Genomic DNA, 17,021 nt, shown 5'->3' with positions numbered 1-17,021 from the left:
CCGCCGCACGGGCCGCCCGTGCGGAGCCGCAGCGGCTGGGACCCGTCGCGCAGTGGACGGCCATTGGCCCGTACCGGCTGCTCACCGCGCTGCCCGCCGGTGCGGCGGGCGGTCACGGGGCGTCCAAGGACCCCGCCGTGGCACCGCTGCTGCGTCCCGCGCAGGCCGAACTCGCCCGCACCGCCGAGGTGTTCCTCGACCACGCGGGCCAGGCGGGGCGTACGGCCGCCGCGCTCGGCATCCACCGCCAGACGCTCTACTACCGGCTCTCGCGCATCGAGGCGCTCACCGGGCTCGACCTCGACGAGGGCTCCGCCCGGCTGCTGCTGCACATGGCGCTCAAGGCGGCACGGCTGTGAGGCGGGTCTAGGATCCGCGACTTCCTTAGCACTGAAGGCAGTCCGTTAGCAGTGAATTAGCAAGCCCGCGATCCTGTTGACATTGACTACGTTCAGTAGCGATCTCCCGCAGGCCTCTTTCGGTCTTCGCCAGGGGTACGCCGCCTGTGCTTCGTACCGTCTCCGCCATGGCAGTACAGAGTTCGGGCGGTGCCCGTGGTCGGCGCAAGGTTTCTACGGCGTCGATTCGGTACGAGGATGCGTCGGTACGTGACGTGCCGGTCCGACACCTGCGGTTGGCGGACTTCGCGGAGTCGAAGCCGTGGCGTGATGTCCGGTCGGTGCACGGGATGGCCCACTACTCGGGCAGGTACGCGTCCGCGACGACGGGCGGGCACGTGGTCTACGAGAGTCGCCTGGAACTGGCCCGGCTGTTTGCTGGCGGACTTTGATCCCGCAGTGCGGGGGATCTTTGCTCAGCCGTGTCGATTGGCGGCTCGGGTCGGCGACCGCGTACGACACCACGTTCCGGACTATTTGCTGGTCATGCGCTCGGGGACAGTGCGACTGGTCAACGTCAAACCGGCAGACCGGCTGCGGGACCCGAAGATCGCGGACGCCCTGGCTTGGCCAGGTGAGCTGCTTCGGCGGCACGGCTGGGAATACGAGATCTGGTCCGGTGCGGATCGGGCGCTACTGGAGAACGTACGGTTCCTGGCCGCCTACCGGCGGCCCGGGGTGGTGCCCCAGGCCGAGGTGGAGCAGGCGTTGGAGCGGGTGCAGGACGGTGAGGAACTGGCTCTGGCCGAGCGTCGGCTGGCGGGTGATCGACCACCCGAGGAGGCGAGGCCGGCGCTGATGGTTTTGTTGTGGTCCGGACGGTTGACGACGGATCTGTCACGTCCGTTGTCGGGTGAGTCAGTGCTGCGGAGGTGCGCATGAGCGCCTGGACGACGCCCTTGCGGCCGGGGCTCCCGCTCAGGTTCGACGGAGAGCAGTTCACCGTCGCGGAGATCGAGGGCCGCCGGATTCTGCTCCAACCGGCGATTGCGGTTGCCGGTGCGCCGAAGTGGCGGCAGGTCGACATCTCCCTGCTGCTGGCGCATCCCGGCACCGAGATCCTGGTCCCGGTGCCGCATGAGGAGCCGTCGGCAGCAGCCGTTCTGGGCAGCCTCGACGACGACGGCGATGATGCGCTGACGCGGAGGTTCCGTCATGTTCAGGAGGTCATGACCGGATACCAGCTCGGCGACGAGGCACTGGCCCTGCCTGGCGAGCCTCGGCCCGACTACGCGCCCACAACCCCGCTGATGCACCGGTATGCGGCCAAGGCGGTGGAGCTTGGGGTTGCCGAGAGCACGATCCGGAACTGGGTACGGCAGGTGAAACGCTCGGGCCCGGCCGGGCTGGTGCACGAGCGTCCGAAGCTGAGTGTGCTGAACCGGGCCGACTCCCGGTGGCTGGAGATGGCCCGCACGGTGTTGAAGGGACACGAGAAGAGGTCCCGGCCGGTGCGGAATCTGGTCCTCATCGAGATCGAGGAGCGTCTGAGGGATGAGTACGGGAAGGGAACGGTCCCGGTTCCGGCACGCACGACCGGCTACGAGCTGCTGCGGGCGCTGTCCAAGGGCACGAATGCCTTCGAGGGCAGCACGAAGGGCAAGCGATCGATCGCTAACGCCCCTACGGGGACCTATGGCCGACTGCGCGCGACGCGGCCGGGCGAGTACGTGGTGCTGGACACCAACTGCCTGGATGTTTTCGCGATGGAGCCGGTGACCTGCCGGTGGGTGCAGTGCGAGCTCACGGTAGCGATGGATCTCTACAGCCGGTGCATCACCGGGCTGCGGCTGACTCCGGTGTCGACGAAGTCGACCGACGTGGCGGGTGTGCTGTTCGAGACGGTCCGGCCGCGAGAAGTTCCGGAAGGCGGGGGCGAGCCGCTGCCGTATAGCGGGGTGCCGTCCACCGTGGTGGTCGACGCGGACAAGCTGGTCGACCGGGACGGGCAGCCGCTGCTGCCCACGGTCGCGGCCGAGACGATCATCTACGACCACGGCAAGGTCTATCTGTCGAATCACATCCAAAGTGTCTGCGCGAAACTGGACATCTCGCTACAGCCCGCCCGGCCGAAGACACCGACCGACAAGCCGATCGAGCGCTGGTTCCGCACCCTCAACCAGGGAGTGCTGGCCGCGCTGCCCGGCTACAAGGGCTCAGACGTGCACAGCCGCGGCGAGAAGGTCGAAGAAGAGGCGTTCTTCTTCATCAACGAACTCGAAGCGATCATCCGTGAGTGGATCACTCTGATCTATCACCGCCGGCCCCACCGTGGTCTGGCCGTGCCGGAAGTGCCGGGGCTCAAGCTGAGCCCGCTGGACATGTTCGAGCACGGTGTCAGTCGGGCGGGCCCGTTGCGGATCCCGGCCCGCCCGAACCTGGCCCTGGATTTCCTGGAGGAAGAACGTGTCCCAATCCACCACTACGGGGTCGAGATCGAGGGACTGCGCTACAACGGGGACGCTCTGAACGACTACCGCAACCAGCCCAGTCCTTATCGCGGGGTGGATGCGGGCAAGTGGCCGATCGCGGTGGATCGCGGCGATATGCGGAAGGTGTACTTCCAAGACCCCGAGGTGCGGAAGTGGCACGCGCTCGATTGGGAGCATGCGGCCGTGCTGAATGGGCCCTTCAGCAGGGAGGCACTGGTCTACGCCCGCCGCCTCGCCAAGAAGACCCACCGGTTCCCTGACACTAAACGCGCACTGATTGAACTTCTTGAGCGGTGGGGTGCAGGACTTGCCGCGGACCGCACGGAGCGTCGGATGGCGATGCGGCTGTCCCAGGAACGGCTGCGGCTGGTGGACGAGGACGGCGATCCGCAGGACGCGAAGGCCGAGGTCGCCGCTCTACCGTCGGTCCGGCGCATCGCAGACCTCGGCTCAACGGAGTCCGGCCCAGAGGAGGAAGCCGATGGGCCTGACCTGCGCGTCGTCGGAGCCCGGGACAATGATCTGGGCGGGGACGATGACGAGGATGAGGAGTGCGACGCCGCCTTCCCCGGCGACGACAGCGTCGCCTTGCCCCACGAGGACGACTACTATGCCGACGTCTGGAACAGCCGTTGAGTGCGGCGGACGGCATCGAGCCGTTCGAGGGCGATGACCGCCAGTACACCCCCACCCGGCTTCCGGGCTGGCTGCAGGAGGTCAACGGCCCAGACCGCATCCAGCCTCCGCAACTCACCCGGGCTCAGCTCGCCGATCTCTCGCGACGGAATCTGCTGGTCCACAACGACAACCGGGACGTCTGGCACGCCAACATCGGCCCGATCGATACGCCCCAGCTCCTTGCACTACACGACTCCCTGGCCGAGATCGTCGAGTCCAACCGGCACGACGGGGACAAGACCAAGCCCGCGGCCCTGGTGGATGCCTATCCCGGGCTCGGCAAGAGCACAGCGGTGCGGGACTACGGCCGCAAACTGTTCCGCAAGCAAGTTGCCCTGCACGGAGAGACGACACCGAGCGGCGACCGCCGCGTCCCGGTCATCTACATCGCGTTGAGCGGGAACACACACATTCGCGGGCTGAACGCGGCGATCTGCCGCTTCTACGGCCTGCCCACCTCCGGAAACGCCGACACCCTGGCCGAGCGGGCCGTGGATGCCGTGATGTCCATGAAGACGGCCGCGATCATCATCGACGACATCCATTTCCTTGCCGGGGCGAACTCCAACTCGGTCCGCATGGCGAATCAGTTGAAGTACCTGGCGAACGTCTTTCCCGTCACCCTGATCTACGTCGGAGTCGGCGTCCAGCAGCGTGGTGTCCTGCGCGAGGGCTTCTCCGACAGGCAGACCGAGCTCGCCCAGTTCGGTCGCCGCACTACCCCTTTGACGCTGTCGCCGTTCCAGATCGAGGACGACGAAGGCCGCCAACACTTGCAGACCCTGCTCAAGACAATCGAGCAGAAACTCGTCCTGGCGGAAAAGTACCCCGGAATGCTCGCCAAGGACCTGTCCGACTACCTCTTCGCACGCTCCACCGGACACTTCGCGTCCGTCATGGCGCTGATCAACCGCGGCTGCCTGCGCGCGATTCGCTCCGGTCAGGAACGCCTCGACAAGGACTTGATGGACCAGGTCAAGAACGACGCCGCCGCGGAAGCGGCCCGCAAGGAGCTCGAAGCCGAGATCGCGGCCGGCCTGCTGACTAGCCGACCGACGCCGTCTCCACACCGTCACAGGAAGTCGGCATGACTGTTTGGACCGATGACCGCATCCCCATCGCACTGGCTCCTCTTCCGGGCGAGGCCCTGGAAAGTTGGATCGGCGCCTACGCGCGCCGACTGCGCGTTACCAACAGCGTCTTCCTTGAAGCCGCCGGGCTGCCCGGCGCCCGCACGTCACACCTCGCGCTACGGCTCACCGCTGACGAAACGACCGCCTTGGAGCGGACCACCGGCGTCGAACGGCAGGCACTCACCAGCATGACGCTCCAACCCTACGACGGGCTGGCCGTGGCGATCCTGCCCGACAGGCGCAAACTGGCCAGACCACCAGCCTGGAGATTCAGCGGAAGCCGAGCCCGCTACTGCCCTGGGTGCCTGGGCGATAACGCCGGCCGCGGACCGGTCTTCTGGCGTCTCCCGTGGGCCTTCGCCTGTCCCACCCACCACGCACTGCTGCTGGACTTCTGTCCCGACTGCCATCAGCCCCCGCACCCCTGGAAAGCGAGGCGGCTCGGCCCCCGCGCAACGGGCACCTGCACGCGTGCTCACAGCAGTCTCGGCCTCAGAGCGGCCTGCGGAGCCGACCTCACGCAGGCCCGGGCCAACCCCTCTGCCCGCCTCGGGACTTGTGCTGACCGCCCATCAGCACATCACCACCCTGCTGAATGGCGAGCCGGCCGCACGGGCCACCGCGCTGGCCGAGGTCAAGCAGCTCTACGCTCTGGCCTGGCGCATTTTGCGTGGCCTGCACACCATCGCGGACCAGGCACCGGAAGTCGTACACACCGTGGTGACCGAATGCGGCAGCGAGTTACCGCAGCTTACCGGCGAGGACGTCGGGCATGACGCCCACAACGCCGCCGTCGGCACCGTACTGGCCCGCATCGCCCTCCACCCCGGCCATGCCGACCACGAGGCACTCTTCGAGTGGATCCTCGAAGCCGACCGCTCACTGCTGAAGACCTCGAAGAACAACATCGGCGCGAGGGCCGGCCGATGGACCTGGAGCGGTCCCGAGCTGGTCGGGCGCGTGCTGGCCAGGCTCGACCCCCAGGCCACCTTGCATGCCCGACTTCGTTACGCCAGCGCTAGCCCCCGACCACGCTGGCCGGACCTCCCCGCCGACGCCATCACCCGCCGTGCGGCGATGATCCCTGCCATGCTCTGGCCGGGATGGACGATGCGCCTGCTCCCACGGCCCAAGGACAACAAAGACCCCCGCGCGGGCACGTTCCGCCGCGGCTGCAGCAGCTTCCTCCTGCTTCCCAGCGGGCCGCCCCAGCTGAACTTCGAACGTGTCGGCCCGCTCCTGGGCAACCAGGAGATCAACACCGATCGCGACAGCATCGAACGACGCCTCTATCTCGATCAGGATCTGACCCCACTGGCATCCACGCTGGCCCAGCTCGCCCGCGCCTTGGACGAGCGCGGCTCCCCCATCGACTACGCCAGACGACGGGCCATCTTCACCAGCACCACGGCCACCCTCGATCTCGACGCATATGCACGGTTATGCGCCCAGCAGGGCTGGAACCCCGGGCAGTTGCATCGCGTCCTCCTGATGCGTGCGTATCTGCTGATGCTGCTGACCGGCGAGATTCATCCCCCGCCCGAAGGGGCGTCCTACCGATTCGCATGGCACTGCTCGGAGTTCCGGTTCCGCGCGCCCCGAGCCCTCCGCTCGTTCCTCCGCCAGCAGGCCGAAGACAACCTCGCCCACCACGAGATCATCGAACCCGTCACCTGGGAACCATCCGAGGCATGGGTGACCGGCGTCCGATGGCCCGGCCTCTCCCCCACGGGCATCGTCACAGACGAGTTCCGTGACCTGCTGGCAACGGCCGGCACCGTCCATGAAGCCGCTGATGCTCTCGGCCTGGCCGCAGAACACGTCCGCCTCTACTGCGATCTAACGGAGGCCAGCGCAGCCACCCCCAGCGACGTAATCGGCAAGCACCTCAGCACACGGACCGTGAGAACAGTCAAGATCCGCGAAGACGTCCTTGCCCCGGATCGACTCCGGGACCTCTACGTGAACCAGAAGCTGGAACTCACACACATCGCCAACCTGGCGTCCTGCAGACCTGACACGGTCCGCCAGCTCCTCCGGCAGGAAGGAATCCCACTCCGCCCTCGGCCACAACGCACCCCGGACCGCCCCGACATCACCCGCGAATGGCTCCAACACGAGTACCTCGAACGCCAACGAGACATCGCCAGCCTCGCCCGCGAACGCGGCGTTACTCACTACCACCTCACCAAATTGGCACGAGCCTGGGGCATCCCAATCCGTAGTCCTGGAGGCCAGTACAACGCCATTGGCCACCTTGACCTCGACTGGACGCCTTCTCCTGCCATCCGGGCTGTGACTATGTGCGCGGCCGCGCTCGAGCGCCTGCGGGTCGTCGTCCAGACCCCGGGTTACACCAGCTTTGCCGCCGCGGCGCGAGACATCTACGACGGACGCGACAGCGCTCTCCGTCAGCGGCTAATCAAAATAGAGCAAGCTGCGGATTTTCAGATCATCGACCGCAGTTCCACGCCCCTCACCCCCACCCCACGTGGACATGAGTTCCTCACCGAAGCCCAAAAACTTCTTCGCGTCGCGGACGAGAGTTCCGATCCGTGATCGGCACCATGGAGATCATGCTTCAGTGGTTCCGAGTGGCATCGGACAAACAGTCTCATGGGGACACTGACGCTGTAGGTTAAGTACCGCGCTACCAAGCGGGCTCACGCTGCGAGACCTTCCACTCGACCTCATTCACCGAGGTGCGCTACTCGACCTCAAGGTTTCGCCGCTCGCCCTCCCTCGCAGCCTGGCCGACGTGAAGGTGCACTTACGGGAAGCTGACGTCTCTGTTCTTGAAACTAAGCCGTCCATTGGGTGAAACTGAGCAATCTCCCCACCTGAGAGTGATTTTTTTCGCAGGGAGTGACACTGGCATCTTCGCGAATCTTGACAAGTGGGTGAGGAGCTGGTCCAGAAACTTGCCGACGATGTAGTACATTTTATCGACGCCCCAGGGCTCCGTGATCGAGATCCTGCAGTTATCTAACTCGGCAGACATCGGTGTCATTCAGATGCCGAAGCGGAACTCTAGACCGGAGGTGCACGCTTGGTATGCCTTCGCCCCGGCGACAGGTCGATGCCAGCGGTCCACCGAGGCACCTCCATCGCAGCCGTCCTTCAGCATTCAGCTCTCCGTCAAGTACGGCGCGCCCGCCAACGTGGCCCCTGACGGTTCACGCTGGTGCGAGCAGCCAGGGGACAGCCCCGTAAGCGCTCCCTGCGAGAGGGCATGCCGACTAGCTTGAATCACTCGCTGTAGTCGGCCAGCAACGTTGGCGGCCAGAGCATCGGAGGCATCCGCCACACTGCGCGAAGCGCTGGCTGGGCATGGTCAGTCAGCGCGCCGCCGATTCGTTAGTCTTCGATGGGGCGGTTCAGCCGGGCTAACTGCCTAACGCGGTACGTGCGAGCGCGCACAGCAGCGACGACAGAGCTGTGCGAGCAAGCGCAAGAGACGCCCCTCGTTCGGCCACGGTAGCCGCCAACATGCGGCAGCGTCGCCGTACAGGAGTACTGGACACAAGGAGCGGGATGTCGAAGTCGAGCAGGCCAGCGGGGACCAAGCCGAGGGTCATCCCATCATCCCCATTTCGGGACGGCGATCAACCCCTGCACCGTGAAGGCAACTGGGTCTGGGCTCCCTTGCAGGGGGCCTGGCTGCTCGCCAAACCTGAGGAACTTGTCCGACAAAATTTCATCTACCGCATGAACACCCAGTGGGGGTACAGCCTGGACCAGATGGCACAGGAAGTGCGCACGACCTCGGGGCGGAAGTCCGTGCGCGCCGACATCGTCGTCGCCGAATCCCCCCAGGCGCTAAAAGACAAGCGTGACTACGTGATGGTGGTGGAGACTAAGGCGGAGAACGTTCCCATCCGCCAAGCGGATTATGAGCAGGGGGAGAGTTATGCGCGAGCCGCTGGCATCGAGTTCCTCGTTCTGCACAATAGCAAGACCACTTCATACTTCCGACTGACACCTGGCATCCCAGGCACCAGCGTAGAGATCGCAAGCGTCCCTAAAGCGTCCGATCTCCAGAGCAAAAGGCGCCTGGCTGAAATCAGAAAGTCAACCAAAGCGTTCACGCGCGACGAATTTCAGCGACTTCTGTTCGATTGCCACTGCATCCTTCGCGACAATCACAAGATGGATCCGGGCGCAGCCTTTGATGAGATTTCAAAGATCCTCTTCATCAAGATGGCATACGAGCGCAAGGGGGAGATTGAGGTCTTCACCACCGACACCATTCGCAGCGTTGCGAAGAACAATCTCCTACGTGAGGATCCCAGCGGTCTTCTGAAGAGTCTCTTCGACGTAACGAAGAAATATTACCGAACAGATCAGCTCTTCGATGATCGTGACGAACTCAAGGTCTCCTTGCCGACGTTCACCGAAATCGTTAAGAAGCTGGAAAAGTTCAACCTCTCTGACACCGGAGAGGACGTCAAGGGTCTGGCGTTTGAACGGTTCCTCGGAGACACCTTCCGTGGCGACCTCGGCCAGTTCTTCACGCCGCGACCGATCGTCAACTTCATGGTCGATATGCTCGATCCGCAAGAGGGTGAAAGGATCATCGATCCTGCGGCGGGCACCGGCGGCTTCCTGATCACCGCCCTCGGCCGTGTGCGTGCAGACATCGAGCGCGATGTACAGTCGCGCAAGGCAGCCCGGCGCGCAGAACTGAAACAGCAGGCGAAGGACCACAAGTGGAGCCAGGAAGCACTGCTGGAAAGAGTTGATGAGGCGTATGCCGAACTGAACCGGGACCTGGACGTCGAAAACGAGCAGAGTCGGCTGCACCGGGCAGCCAGAGACTGCATTCGCGGCGTCGACGCGGAGACCCGGGCCGCACGCACCAGCAAGATGAATATGATCATGCACGGTGACGGGCATAGCGGTATCTACCACCACGACGGACTGCTCGACTTCCGAGACGTCTATGAAGGCTCCTTCGACGTGGTGCTCAGTAATCCGCCCTTCGGCGCCGCCGTAACTAAGAGTCAACTCGTCGGAACGACCGATCAGACCAGCGCACTCAGTGACCCCGAGCTGATTAACGAGTACAAGGCTAAGCTCGGTGAACCGTGGGAGGTCTCGCAGCGCCGAATGAAGGTGGCCAACGACCGTGGCTGGCCAATCATAAGGCTTTCCGACATTGGCCGAGACCCGATCGCGGGCCCCCTCGAGACGGCGAAGGTGCGTGCCTCCCGCAACACGGAGACTCTCTTCGTCGAGCGCTGCATCAAGCTCCTCAGGCCGGGTGGGCGCATGGGAATCGTGTTGCCCGACGGCATCCTCAACAACCCTTCCATGTCCTGGCTACGCGAGTACGTCGAGGACCGCGCCAAGATCATCGCCGTCGTCTCAGTCCCGCAGGAAGTCTTCGCCAGCTCCAATGCGACAGTGAAGACCTCCCTCCTCTTCCTGCAGCGGTTTACCGACGAAGAGGAGCATCAGTTCGCAGAACTCAGGGCTGAGGCAACCAAGGAGGTCGAGCAGACTTACGCTCCCGAGCGGGAAGCCCTTGCCGTCCTGCTGGACCGATCTAGAAGGTACGACCGTGACGATCTCACACCGCTTGTCGGGGAGATCGCGGCTCTGGAAGCAGCCAGCCCGCCGCAGCGTCAGGCACTGACTGAGAAGAAGCGCCTGTTGCGAGCGGAGGTCACGGAGACGGACAAGCTGCGCAGCCGGGAGCTTCTTCGGGAATACGCCCGGCTAGAAGCAGAGCTGGAGCGTAAGAAGGCGGAGAAAGTTCGGGAGCTGGTCAAGCAGCGCTTCAGCTACCCGGTCTTCATGGCGGAGGCGCAGGCCGCCGGCATCACTGGTTCAGGGGAGACTGGTGCCGGTGTTGTAGACGACCTCCCATCGATCCTGGAGGAGTTCCGGAAGTTCCAGAGCGAGCCTGATGTGTACCGCTCCCAAGTGGAGGCGAAGCTCGCGAATGGCGACGCACGGGAGTCGGCCCAGTGAGCGCGGTGATCCGGGTCGCGGCATCCCACTCCCTGGCGCGATGGGACGTCAAACACATCCTCGCTCGAACGTGGAAGCGCCCCCCGCAGCAGCTGCGGCCTATCGGTGCGGTGGCGGTCCGCCGTGTCGAGGCCAGCCCGGGCGGCCTGCGGTACGGAAGCATCCATTTCGACGGCGGCATGTCCTTGCGACCTGCAGAGGCCACGCTCAAGGGTCGGTCTTTCGCAGCCCACCCTGGCGACGTGGTCTTCAGCAAGATCGATATCCGTAACGGGGCTATTGGGGTGGTTCCCGAAGCTCACGGATCCCTGGCTTTTAGCGCTGAGTACCCAATCTACGATGTCCGGTCTCCCGGACATCTCCTTCCCGCGTACATGCGCCTCCTCTGCCGTACCGAAGTCTTCCGCAGCCAAGTCGAAGCCCTCGTTGTCGGGCATAGCGGTCGCAAGCGGGTGGCCCCGGAGCTGTTCGAAGCTCTCACTATTCCTGTGCCTAGCCTTGCTGAACAGGAACGTATCGTCCGCGCAGAGGAAGGCGCCCTCAAGCGCATCGCTGAGCTGCGATCCCGGTCGGAATCGGGTCTGTCGGAGGCAGTCCAGGAGATCACACGGTTCCTAGGCCTTTCCGCCCCAGAAACCGCCCCGATCAACTTTCCCTTCGTCGTGGACAGTGGACGACTGGGATCGTGGGCCGTACCCGCAGCAGTCTCCGCGGCTATAGGAATGCCAATCATTCTAACGAGCGACTACCCGATCCGCCCCTTGGGAGACCTCGCAGCCGTGACCTACGGTCTCCAAAAGAGCCCCGCGAACAGGCCCGGTCCCCACGCCCGCCCATACCTGCGCGTGGCGAACGTACAGGACGGCTATTTCGACCTGACCGAAATCAAGAAGATTGAAGTTCCACCAGAGTCCTTGGAGCCATTTCTCCTACAGGAGGGCGACGTCCTCTTGTGCGAGGGCAACAGCGCCGAGCTGGTCGGACGTCCCGCGATGTGGGCCGGGCAGATCCCGGGATGCGTCCATCAGAACCATGTTCTTCGGGTAAGGGTGAACCAGGACGTCCTGCTTCCTGAGTACCTTCTTGCCTATATGCAGACGGCGCCTTCGAGGAATCATTTCCGCCGCCGGGCGAAGAAGACAACCAACCTTGCCACCATCAACAGCACCGATGTGCGAGAGCTAGCTGTCCCGGTTCTCCCGCTTAACGAACAGAAGAAGCTCGCGGACATGTGGGCGGCCGCACAAGCACAGGTTCAAGGCTCCAGGAGCAGCATCCGTGAACAGGAAGCTCAGTTGAATCGGCGTCTGGAAGAAATGATCAGTGACGGTGTCACCTGAGGGCTTCATCCATCCTACTGAGCCGCTGATCCGCCCTAAAGAATAGTTCAGCGGCTCACGCCCGTACTGCTCGAAGTTGCCAGTCGGCTGCCGATTGCGAAGGAAAACGCAGCCGACTGGTGGCCCTGCCTGCGGTGGTCAGCTAAGGAGGCCTCGCTCGAGTGCGCGCTTCCGGATCTTGATGAGACGTTCGAAGCCGTTTTCGGTTTCGACCTGCCAAATATCCCATCCATTACACGACGGGATGTTCAGTGCCATCTGCCCGGCGGTCGAAAGAGCATCGTAGATTGCCCCGTTCTCCAACTGCACGCGCCCGTCGGCGAGGAGGATGGCATATTGCGTGGCTCGCCGGCCGGTGGTGCTGAGCTTAGCTCCGCCCTTGAGTAGACCGAGGTCGATGAGCTGGGCCGGGGTGATGCCGTAGTGCGCGCGCGTGGATGGGGTCCGCTTGGTTGTTTGACCTGCAGGCAGGACAAAGCCCAGGTCCGTCGGGTTCCAGAGCAACTCGCACAGGCGCCGGTACAGCCGCTGCCGCTCCTTGATCGCGGAGGGTGGGAAGGATTCGCCGTAGGGGGTGGCGAGTTTTGCGAGGTCGTAGGCGCCGATGAAGCGTCTCAGCCGAGGATTCCTCTGATGGGCCATAGGATGCAGGAGCGCCGCCAGTAGATTCTGCCCGCGGTAGTACTCAATTTTTCGCTCGTAGACAGCATCCTGATAGCTTGCGTTATCAGATTTCGGCAGAAGGAGAAGGGCGCCGAGCTGGTTCCGTTGATTGTGGAACTGCTCCTCACTGCCGGCTTCCTTGTGCCGATCGTAGTGATTCTCCCAAATGTGCTCGATCTCGTAGGGCCGAATACCCTGAAGGCCGAGATACTCCGCAGTGCGGTCCGGATTCTCATTCCCGCCTTCAACGAAGGCGGTCATGCGAGCCAGGATATAACGCACCTGCTTACGATTATCGCTACGGAGTTTGAAGGTATTGATGCCGGAGAAGTCGTGCCCCAACTGTGCCACTTCGCGGCCGAACAGTTTCGATAGCTCTTCAACACTTGAAGCTGCGCGAACGGCGGGAACGAGCCGCGTAATTTCCGGAAGAAGCTCCACATTTTGGATCGGTGCGCTGTTCGCCATCCGGCGGGCCAGCACGAGGTCCAGGAAGCGTGCCACCAGCTGAGCCTTGCTGATGAAGGTGGCGTCGTCATCGGTGGGGCTCATCGCTGCGGTCAGCAGAGTGAACTGGGCGGTGAGGCCGTTGTCGGCGTTGTAGCGGATGGCCTCAAGGCCTGGAATGCGCTCCGTTGTTGCCGTCTGGATCAGCATGTATCTTTTGGCGAACGGAACAAGGACATCAGTGATGAAACGCCGGAAGTGATCCGGCCTCGTCAGCCCGAGGAGCTCCGCGTGCTCGCGGACCCATTCGTGGAACGATCCATCGATCTTTTCATGGTCCGGCGTTTCCGGCTCAACATAACGCGCTTGCAGGAGCGTCTTGATGAAATCGCTTGGGTGCGCACCAGCCTTCGTCAGGCCGGACAGCATTTCCCGCCATGCGTCGTTGAGCTCAGCATGATTCTGACCCGCGTGTGAAAGCAGGAAACCTTTCAGGAGGTCCAGTGGCGTGAGCCTCGACCCCCGGTCGTTCATCGTTTCGAAGATCTCCCAGCCATTGTCACGGTCGTGGGCGCGGATATCGACGAGGCAGACCCGGTGCAACAACCAATCGACAAAATAGGGCAAGGGTTCTCCGCGTAGAGTCGCGGGGAAGTCCTCGGCCAGGTCGCATCCCCGTTCCCAAAGGTTCTTCACGGACAAGGATGCATCCGGCGGAATAGTGAAGTCGGTTCCCTTGAGAAGTGCTTGCATGCACGCATCCCGCTCGGGAACGTCTAGCGTAAAAGCTCGGGATCCGAACTGCCGGGAGCGGATCAGGTGATCGAGATCTTGCGCATCTTCTTCGAGGTCCTCATTTGCGCTAAGCAATCCGCGCAAATGCGTAAGCAGAAGGAGTAGCGATGTGAACCGCTGCTGGCCGTCAACCAGATAGGTGACAGCCCCCTGGTAGGTGACGATTGAACCAAGGAAGTAGGGGCGATAGAAGCGAACATCTGAGCGTTCATGACCGGATTTCCACTGACCGAGAAACCTATCGGTCAGATCATCCAGGAGCTCCTGCATGTTTCGGCGCGTCCAGGTGTACTCCCTTTGGTAGTACTCCAGCCCGTAGCGAACGTCCTTGAAGAGCTGGCCGACCGTTTGGCCGCGTCCGTCCACAAGTTGCGCGTCCCCAGCGTCTTGCACATGTCCTCCCCCGCATGACTACCGGTGCATGAAAGAACTTTATGCCACGGCGCCGACATGATGCCGCGGGAATGTCCGATCAGAGCCTGGGGCGCAAGCTGATCCGCTTACGCCTCGCCCGGCGGCTTGAAGAGGCGGGAACCCCCAGGGGCTGCTGGGGGTGACCGGTCAGGCAGCCACGCATTGGCGGGATGGAAACGGCAAGGGCCCGAGCGTATCGACAGGCCAGACACCTCTGCAACGAAGCTCTGCGGCCTCGGTCCAGGGCTAGTCACCTGAACCGTAGGCGATCGTGGTCTCCTCTTCCTCAAGGGCCGTGACTCGCATGGATCTTGGCGACCAGCACAGTTTCGCGCCCTAGAGTGACGGCTTCCTCCAGACAGTCCGCGATCACGAAACCCGGTCCCCACAAGGGCTGGCTTCCCTGAAGGGGTCTGTCCGAGGTTTAGCGCCAGGTTCCCCATGTGAGCCCTGGAACTGCCGCATCTGAGGTTGTCTGCCGGGCCACACCGGAGGCTTTGGGTTAGGGGCGCGAGAGGGGCCACCAATTATCCTTTAACGCACCAAATCATCCGTTTAAGGATTTCCTGGCTGGTGCGAGACAGACCAGTAGGACAGCCCCAGACCGACCTACGAGCTACTACCATGCTGAACGCGCCGATGGATCATGCCCCCCACAGCTCGGGCTTCCCGAAGAGGGTGCGATCCATCGCAGGCGGTTCTTCTCTCGCTCGTCGAAGGCAGAACAGAACTCATTCAGTTGCCTCCTGGAGGGTGACTCACGTGGTGTCATGCTCGTCACGGATACCCCCGCCAGCACAGTCCTCAAGTCGCCGACCTCGGCACCTCGATCTCACGCAAAGTGACTGCGATGAGGCTCCAGGACGTGCAGATTGCTAATCCAGCATCAACAGAACCTCTGGCACACCTTGCGCACTCGCGCCAACGTCGCTGGTCAGGGGCTCACGAATGCTCACCAACTCGCAGACCCTACAGCGGGACGAGGGCTCATGCGCCCCGGTTCAGCGGCTTCGGCCCGACTCCCCCTGTGACGCGGGGAGTTGAGCGGCCACACGACGTACGGACGAACGGGACCGGGGCGGGTGCCCGGGGACGCCCGTAGCGCTACCGGCGGCGGGCGGAGCGCGTAGCGTCGCCCGGGTGACGGACGGGAGCGGCGACGGCGACGGCATCCGAGCGGGCCGTGCGCAGCACGGGCAGCACGGGCGCCCAACGGACGGAGACGAGCGCGCGGACCCCGAACTCCTCGCGCTCTACGACGAGTTCATGCGCGGAGCGCCCTCCGTACCGCCGCCCGGCGTGGCGTACGAACGGGACGGGCCGCTCGTCCGCGCCGTCGGCGGCTTCCGCGGCTTCGTCCACGGACCGCGCGACACCGGCGTGCGCGGCGCCGAACTCGACCGCCTCATCGCACGGCAGCGCGACCGCTTCGCCGAGCGGGGAGAGACCGTGGAGTGGCGGACGCACAGCCACGACGAACCGCCGGAGCTGCCGGGGCGGCTGCGCGCGGCGGGCTTCACGCCGGGCGCCACCATGTCCGTACTGGTGGGCGAGAGCGCGGAGTTGGCCGACGGGCCCGTGCTCCCCGAGGGCGTCGTGCTGCGCCGCGTCGAGGACGAGGACGACATGCGCCGGGTCGCCGCCATGGAGGCCACCGTGTGGCACATGGATCTGAGCTGGCTCGCCGGGCTGCTCGCCGCACGCATCAGGGCGGCCCCGGACGACGTCTGCGTTCTCGTCGCCGAGCACGAGGGCCGCGTCGTCTGTGCCGCCTGGATGTTCCTGTGGCCGGACCGCCGTTACGCGGGGCTGCGCGGCGGCACGACGGTGCCGGAGTGGCGCGGCCGTGGCGTCTACCGGGCGCTGGTCGCCGAGCGCGCCCGGGTCGCCGCCGCGCGGGGCGTACCGCATCTCCAGGTCGACGCCTCCGCCGACAGCCGTCCCGTGCTGCGACGGCTCGGCTTCCGTACGGTCACGGCCGTGACGCCGTATGTGTGGACGCCGCCGACAGCGCGCTGAGCGCCGTACAGGGGCCTCAACTCCCGGCCGCCGGCGGCCCGTTGGAACTGCCGACGGCGTCGAGCCGTGGCGGTCTCAGACCCCCGTCGTACCGTCCACGGCCTCGCGGATGAGGTCGGCGTGGCCGTTGTGGCGCGCGTACTCGTGGATGAGGTGGAGCATCACGAGCCGCAGCGAAACCGCCTCGCCCGTACGGGCGTTGCGCCCCGTGAGCTCCAGCGACGGCGCCGCCGCCTCGATGCGCCGCGCGTGGGCGACCTCGGCCTGCCAGGCGTCGAACGCCTCGGCGCGGCTGGAGCGGCTCGCGTCGTACGCCGCCTGGAAGTCGCCCGCGTCCGACCACACCAGCGGTACGTCCTCGCCGTCGATCGTGCGCCGGAACCAGGCGCGTTCGACCTCCGCCATGTGCCGTACGAGGCCGAGCAGCGAGAGCGTGGACGGCGGCGAGGCCGCGCGGCGCAGCTCCTCGTCGCTCAGGCCCTCGCACTTCACGGCGAGGGTCTCGCGGTGGAAGTCGAGGAAGGCGCGCAGCGTCTCGCGCTCCGTGCCGGTCAGGGGCGGGGAGGTCCGTTCCGTCGTCACGGCGGTGTACCGCCCTTTCACTCGTGGCTCGTTGACTCGTGGCTCAGGGGTCTCAGTGGCTCAGTGGTTCAGTCGCCCGTGGCTGCCGCCGAGGCTCGCGGGTGCCGACGCACGTGCGCCCGGGCCGTGTTCGCCACGGCCCGG

At 64.6% G+C, this 17,021-nt stretch carries 10 protein-coding genes and 1 pseudogene; 9 read left to right on the top strand and 2 right to left on the bottom strand.

Annotated features, from left to right (window positions below):
* The 8 genes and pseudogenes from AN218_RS33310 to AN218_RS33280 all read left to right on the top strand — a co-directional run.
* The coding region (locus tag AN218_RS33310) for a PucR family transcriptional regulator (RefSeq protein WP_141747790.1) at positions 1–359 on the top strand (359 nt) is incomplete at its 5' end.
* 237 nt (positions 360–596) lie between these two features.
* Positions 597–1,280: a TnsA-like heteromeric transposase endonuclease subunit gene (locus AN218_RS33305; protein ID WP_338059662.1), complete on the top strand. Its 684-nt coding sequence runs from the start codon at positions 597–599 to the stop codon at positions 1,278–1,280.
* Complete coding sequence (locus tag AN218_RS33300; protein ID WP_070020757.1) at positions 1,277–3,466, top strand: DDE-type integrase/transposase/recombinase; 2,190 nt, start codon at positions 1,277–1,279, stop codon at positions 3,464–3,466. The genes AN218_RS33305 and AN218_RS33300 overlap by 4 nt, the downstream gene beginning before the upstream one ends.
* Positions 3,463–4,599 (top strand): AAA family ATPase, encoded by a 1,137-nt coding sequence (locus AN218_RS33295; protein ID WP_070020756.1) that lies wholly within the window; start codon positions 3,463–3,465, stop codon positions 4,597–4,599. The genes AN218_RS33300 and AN218_RS33295 overlap by 4 nt, the downstream gene beginning before the upstream one ends.
* Positions 4,596–5,015: pseudogene (locus tag AN218_RS39140) on the top strand (TniQ family protein); the annotation flags it as partial. The gene AN218_RS33295 and the pseudogene AN218_RS39140, both read left to right, overlap by 4 nt.
* Before the next feature lie 184 nt (positions 5,016–5,199).
* Entirely contained in the window at positions 5,200–7,200 is a 2,001-nt protein-coding gene (locus AN218_RS38660) for a hypothetical protein (RefSeq protein ID WP_070020755.1), read from the top strand.
* Positions 7,201–8,175: 975 nt separating this feature from the next.
* Entirely contained in the window at positions 8,176–10,617 is a 2,442-nt protein-coding gene (locus AN218_RS33285) for an N-6 DNA methylase (protein ID WP_171908890.1), read from the top strand.
* A 242-nt stretch (positions 10,618–10,859) separates the two neighbouring features.
* Positions 10,860–11,957, top strand: a complete 1,098-nt coding sequence (locus AN218_RS33280) for a restriction endonuclease subunit S (protein ID WP_141747789.1) — start codon at positions 10,860–10,862, stop codon at positions 11,955–11,957.
* A gap of 138 nt (positions 11,958–12,095) precedes the next feature.
* Here the strand turns inward: AN218_RS33280 and AN218_RS33275 are convergent, their stop codons facing one another.
* Positions 12,096–14,228 carry a GmrSD restriction endonuclease domain-containing protein gene (locus tag AN218_RS33275; protein ID WP_171908889.1) on the bottom strand — a complete coding sequence of 711 codons (2,133 nt, stop codon included), beginning with the start codon at positions 14,226–14,228 and terminating at the stop codon, positions 12,096–12,098.
* Between the two features lie 1,314 nt (positions 14,229–15,542).
* Between AN218_RS33275 and AN218_RS33270 the strand changes: the two genes are divergently transcribed.
* Complete coding sequence (locus AN218_RS33270) at positions 15,543–16,295, top strand: GNAT family N-acetyltransferase (RefSeq protein WP_070020759.1); 753 nt, start codon at positions 15,543–15,545, stop codon at positions 16,293–16,295.
* Between the two features lie 75 nt (positions 16,296–16,370).
* On the opposite strand, the gene AN218_RS33265 is transcribed toward AN218_RS33270, so the two are convergent.
* Positions 16,371–16,877, bottom strand: a complete 507-nt coding sequence (locus AN218_RS33265) for a DinB family protein (protein WP_070020758.1) — start codon at positions 16,875–16,877, stop codon at positions 16,371–16,373.
* Positions 16,878–17,021: the final 144 nt, after the last annotated feature.

This window comes from Streptomyces nanshensis (assembly GCF_001751255.1).
Classification (GTDB): domain Bacteria; phylum Actinomycetota; class Actinomycetes; order Streptomycetales; family Streptomycetaceae; genus Streptomyces; species Streptomyces nanshensis_A.
This window is presented reverse-complemented; position numbering and strand designations above follow the sequence as displayed.

Coding starts and splice junctions, on each gene's coding strand:
- AN218_RS33305 (WP_338059662.1), top strand. CDS start 597: ATGCGTCGGTACGTGACGTGCCGGTCCGACACCTGCGGTTGGCGGACT.
- AN218_RS33300 (WP_070020757.1), top strand. CDS start 1,277: ATGAGCGCCTGGACGACGCCCTTGCGGCCGGGGCTCCCGCTCAGGTTC.
- AN218_RS33285 (WP_171908890.1), top strand. CDS start 8,176: ATGTCGAAGTCGAGCAGGCCAGCGGGGACCAAGCCGAGGGTCATCCCA.
- AN218_RS33270 (WP_070020759.1), top strand. CDS start 15,543: ATGCGCGGAGCGCCCTCCGTACCGCCGCCCGGCGTGGCGTACGAACGG.